Raw genomic sequence first — 4,934 nt, forward strand, 5'->3', positions numbered from 1 at the left:
GTCGCCATTAACAGATTCAATAAAAATAGTTATCTGTTAGCGAAATAGGTAAAATGCCATATCATTGACAAAGCTTATTTTAAAACACACAAATACAGTATGTTGCAAAATCAGTTACGATAGTGATACAAAATTACAATAACGTTTATCTCAATAAAACAAATCTATTTGTTTTTTAATATTTAATCATGATATGACAACACGATTTTCTAAGTAGACCTATAACATTTCGGTGTAAAATACAAATAAAGACTAGAAATTTTGTGACGCAATGCGCCTTTTTACACCATTAAGTCAATTTAAGATAAATAGAAACTGCATTTTGGATCATGAATAGGTAATCTAGCCATCTGATTTCAATGACCAAACATGAATAGTTATAAGGGTATGCTATGTTTACTTCACAGCTCATGCTGGTCGGTTATGTTTTATTAGTCAGTCCATGCGGGCATGATTCTTGTGATGCGGTTCCAGTAACAGAAACCATTTATACCAAGGATGAATGTACTATTCGCTTAAACTATCTCAAAAAGAAAAGACCCGATCTCTATATTTTTTGTGGTGAAGTATTACGTGACCCCGAAGTGACTGATGAAAATCCATACCTAACACCGCCAAATAGTGCCGATGATGTCTTTCAATTAAAATAATCACCCTTTTTCGTTGAACACCCCACAAAATACAATTTAATTTGTTTTCTAGTTACGGTATACTCTTTATACTTAAAATATGTAAGGACACGTATTAGGAGTCACTCATGTCTATTGCAAAACGCACCAAAGACAAACGTATTGCGTTAGGTTTAACACAATCTGAGCTTGCTACCTTGGCGGGTACAACGCAACAATCAATTGAACAACTTGAGAGTGGCAAAACCAAACGCCCTCGTTTTTTACCTGAATTAGCAAAAGCGTTAAATTGTGAATTATCGTGGTTGCTCGAAGGGGATAATAAACAAACACACGCTTCTGAAATACCTCCCCAAGATGAATGGCATTCAGTCAGTGAATGGGATAACGATACCCCTCTCAATGCTGATGAAGTCGAGATCCGTTATTTTAAAAGTATTGAACTTGCCGCTGGTGATGGCTGCTGTACTAACGAAGATCATAATGGTTATAAATTGAGATTCTCCAAAAGCACACTACGCCGCTATGGCGCTTCACCACAAAATGTGATCTGTTTTTCCGTCTATGGTGATAGTATGTCTCCGGTTATTCCAAATGGTTCAACAGTGACCGTTGATACAGGTAATACGCGGATTGTGGATGGCGGTATTTATGCTATCGAACAAGATTCATTATTTAGAATAAAATTGCTCTACCGTCAGCCTGGCGGAAAATTAATTATTCGTAGCTACAATAAAGATGAATTTCCTGATGAATTTGCAGAAATTGACTCCGTTAAAATTATGGGACGCGTTATTCACTGGTCTGTGATGGCTTGGTGATCATCTGCATATTTTTATTTTAGTTTTTACTTTCTTGCACAATTTTCCCATTAGATAATAACAGCGTTTTATCTGCTAATGCTTGCAATTCACGAGGCTCATGAGTGACTATTATCATCGTTATCTGCTGTTTTTTTAATGAGATAATAAGCTCCCAAAGCTGATAACGTGTTTCCCAATCCAAACTTGAAAAGGGTTCATCCATTAATAATAGTTTGGGTTGGCTAATGAGTGCTCTTGCTAACGCAACTCGTTGCTGCTCTCCCCCTGATATTTGAGATGGATAACGTGTTGCTAAATGAGCAATTCCCATCTGTTCAAGTAACGCTATCTCTTTTTCTTTACTGCGCTTTTGCTTAGCCGCATATTGTGCCAGCCATAAATTTTGCTTTACAGTGAGAAAAGGGAATAAATAAAGACGCTGATTTAAATAACGACAGGGGCGCTGCCAAACAGGTAATTTATTCATATTTTGGTTAGCTAAAACAATATCCCCTGTATAGCCGGTATAACCCGCAATAGCATTGAGTAACGTTGTTTTGCCGCTACCTGATGAGCCACTGATCCCTAAACAACACCCTTGCTCTAGGTGTAATGAAACCTCGGTTAAAATACCGGTAGTCAACGAGTGAATGGTTAACATGCTAATTTCCTATCACGCTGTAAACGGTGTAAAGCAAACAATAGAGTAATTGCAATTGCTATCAGTACTAAAGCGCAACCTATCGCAAGCGAGAAATCACCACTCGCTATATTTAAATAGATTGCCATTGGTAAGGTTTCTGTTTTTAATCGTGTGGCCCCTGCCAACATTAATGTTGCCCCAAACTCCCCTAATGCTCGAGAAAAAGCCACAATACAACCACTGATTAATACAGACCAACAAAGTGGGATCTCAACCAAAATAAGCGTTTTTGTTGGTGTTAATCCTAAATTCTGTGCGGTTTGAATATAAGCAGGATCAATAGCTTTAAACGCCGCAAGGCTATTACGCATAATGATTGCACTTGCAACATATGTTTGAGCAATAATAATCCCCAAGGGAGAAAAAAGGGCACGAGATAATTGAGGAAAAACCCCTGTTAAAGGTCCTTGATGACCTAACAATAATAATAATCCAATACCTATTACCAAAGGAGGCGTGACTAAGGGTAAATCGAGTAACGCATCAATAAAACGCTGTCCTTTAAATGACGATCTTGCCATCACCCAAGCTGCAGGTACAGCTAAGAGCACGGCTAAACACAATGATGTTAACGCGGTGCTCAGTGACATCAATACGGCAAAATGAAATTCAGCATCAGTAATAACCATGGTGAGTTCGTGATAAGAGAGTTGGCAAATTAATGCAATAAGTGATCCCAATATCAAAAATAATAATAATAAAAGTGGTATTAGTGCCCAACGATACACAGTGAAGCCTTCTCTTAATCTACTAATGACATTTATTGTAAAAATGAAAAAAGCCACCTGTGAGCCGGTGGCAAAAATACAAATAATGTGAGAAAAATCTATGGTTTTGAAATAACAGGTAGAAAACCATAATCAGTAAAAGCCTTTATTCCTTCGGGACGAGAAAAATAATCAGCCAATTGTTGTGCTTGTGTGGGATTTGTTGAAGTTTTTAATACCGCTAATGTCGCAATTTCTTCGGGGCTTCCTTCAGGTATGGGTAATAAAACTAATTTATCTTGATTTTTCATTGCATCAGCGTAACCAATAATGGCAGCATCAACCTCACCATTTAATAAATACATAAGTAACTGTTTAATGGTTGCTGTACGAACAACCACTTTATTTCGTAACTGCTCACCTTGGCCTGACGCTTCGATTAATTGTTCACCGCTTTTACCTAATGCAATTGCTTTTGCATCTCCCATACCTAATTTCAATGAACTATTTGCAAGATCTGTAATAGTTTTGATCTCACCGATTTTATCTTTTCTGACAGCAATAACAGGAATATGACGCACAATAGGATATTGGCTAACCACCTGATTTTGTTTCGCTAACTTCTCTACATACTCTTGAGAGCCAGGAAAAAACAGATCACCTTGTTGAGTGAGATTAAAGCGTGTAAGAATTTGGCCAGAACCGCCATATTCGATAGTCACTGTATTGCCGGTTTCTTTTTCAAATAGACCAACAACTTGCTCTACAGGCTGTTTTAATCCTGCGCCAGCATAAAGATGAAGCTCTACAGCAAAGCTGTTATGGCAAAATAATCCTAGCGCAAAACCTAAACCTACCAAAACTTGGCGTTTCATAACATCCTCAAACACAATATCGTTATATAATTTTTTATATAATGATAGATATGAGAAATTAAGGCAAGATCTTAGTAAGAAAAAAACAGCAAAGTGCTAGCAAGCTATCATTTTACTTTTCATCTCTAATTTATTTATTAAGATATTTTTATCACTCTGTCGCTAGAATAAAAATACATAATCACTCATATTTTGATATGCAATCTAGATGAAAAATAACAGTGATATTAATAACAAATCCTCGTTTAAACGAGGATCTCACTATTAAATACTCAATTCCAATAATGCTAATGCCGTCACTTCATCGATGACAATATCTGTAGCATATCCCCCTTTTATTGCGCCTATGGTTGCAGCAACATTTTCAACGCCTCCAGCAATAAAAATACGCTGTGGGATCTGTCTTAACTGTGCAAGACTAATTCCCATAATTCTAAGGTCGATATCAGAAAGCAGAGGATTACCTTGTGCATCATAGAATCGACCACAAATGACACCAACAGCACCTAAATCGCGATATTGTGCCATCTCATTTGTGGCGAGTACGCCTGTTGTAATCAAAGGATTGTCATCTTGAGTATTACCCACTACAAACAAAGCTTTATTACATTGATTTAAAGCAGAGAAATTACGCCGTATTATGGGTTCTGCTTGTAGTTCCATTGCCAAACGCGCATTTGACACTACAGCTGGCACATGCAAATTAATACTGCAACCTGAAAACTTATTGGCGATCAAAGCGGCAGATTCCGCAGTAGTAAAATCAGGTTGTGGGGCTACAGCCCCAATCATTTGTAACACGGTGACATTTTCTAGTGTTTTAGTGGGGAGATAGTGCCCTAGTTTATGGATTGTTCTTCCCCAAGCTACACCTAAAATATCATCATTGCTGATTATCTGAGAAAGATACATAGCCCCTGCTTTAGCTAATCTTTCTCGATTCATATTTGATGTTTGTTGCGATTTATTCTTTTCTTCATCAGGTAAAATAAGCACATTATTAAGATTAAATTTTGCTTTTATTCTGATTGAATAATCAATCGTAGAAAATACTGATGAATCCAAGCTTATATTAACAAAACCTTTTTCTCTCGCGAGATGTAAATACTTCACAACAGTCACTCGAGAAACGCTCATAATATTTGCAACTTCACTTTGACTGAGTCCGTCCTGATAGTAAAGCCATGCAGCATAAAGAACGGGATCATTATCAAATA

At 37.1% G+C, this 4,934-nt stretch carries 6 protein-coding genes; 2 read left to right on the forward strand and 4 right to left on the reverse strand.

Annotated features, from left to right (window positions below):
- Nucleotides 1-392 precede the first annotated feature (392 nt).
- Both AACU95_RS13590 and AACU95_RS13595 read left to right on the forward strand, forming a co-directional pair.
- The gene (locus AACU95_RS13590; protein ID WP_004243308.1) at nucleotides 393-650 is read left to right on the forward strand and encodes a hypothetical protein; all 258 of its coding nucleotides are present in this window, start codon (nucleotides 393-395) and stop codon (nucleotides 648-650) included.
- 107 nt (nucleotides 651-757) lie between these two features.
- Nucleotides 758-1,450, forward strand: coding sequence for an XRE family transcriptional regulator (locus AACU95_RS13595; RefSeq protein ID WP_004243309.1), 693 nt, complete (start codon nucleotides 758-760; stop codon nucleotides 1,448-1,450).
- A gap of 19 nt (nucleotides 1,451-1,469) precedes the next feature.
- Here AACU95_RS13595 and AACU95_RS13600 read toward each other — a convergent pair whose 3' ends face one another.
- The 4 genes from AACU95_RS13600 to AACU95_RS13615 all read right to left on the reverse strand — a co-directional run.
- Nucleotides 1,470-2,093 carry an ABC transporter ATP-binding protein gene (locus AACU95_RS13600; RefSeq protein ID WP_012368025.1) on the reverse strand — a complete coding sequence of 208 codons (624 nt, stop codon included), beginning with the start codon at nucleotides 2,091-2,093 and terminating at the stop codon, nucleotides 1,470-1,472.
- A complete protein-coding gene (locus tag AACU95_RS13605) occupies nucleotides 2,087-2,863 on the reverse strand; it encodes an ABC transporter permease (protein ID WP_004243311.1) in 777 nt (258 codons plus the stop codon). The genes AACU95_RS13600 and AACU95_RS13605 overlap by 7 nt, the downstream gene beginning before the upstream one ends.
- Nucleotides 2,864-2,961: 98 nt before the next feature.
- A complete protein-coding gene (gene modA, locus AACU95_RS13610) occupies nucleotides 2,962-3,717 on the reverse strand; it encodes a molybdate ABC transporter substrate-binding protein (RefSeq protein ID WP_004250908.1) in 756 nt (251 codons plus the stop codon).
- Nucleotides 3,718-3,981: 264 nt separating this feature from the next.
- Nucleotides 3,982-4,934, reverse strand: a 953-nt coding sequence (locus tag AACU95_RS13615; RefSeq protein WP_237612011.1) for a sugar-binding transcriptional regulator, incomplete at its 5' end; no start/stop codon positions are given.

It is taken from the genome of Proteus sp. G4415, assembly GCF_963896075.1.
GTDB classification, from domain to species: domain Bacteria; phylum Pseudomonadota; class Gammaproteobacteria; order Enterobacterales; family Enterobacteriaceae; genus Proteus; species Proteus mirabilis.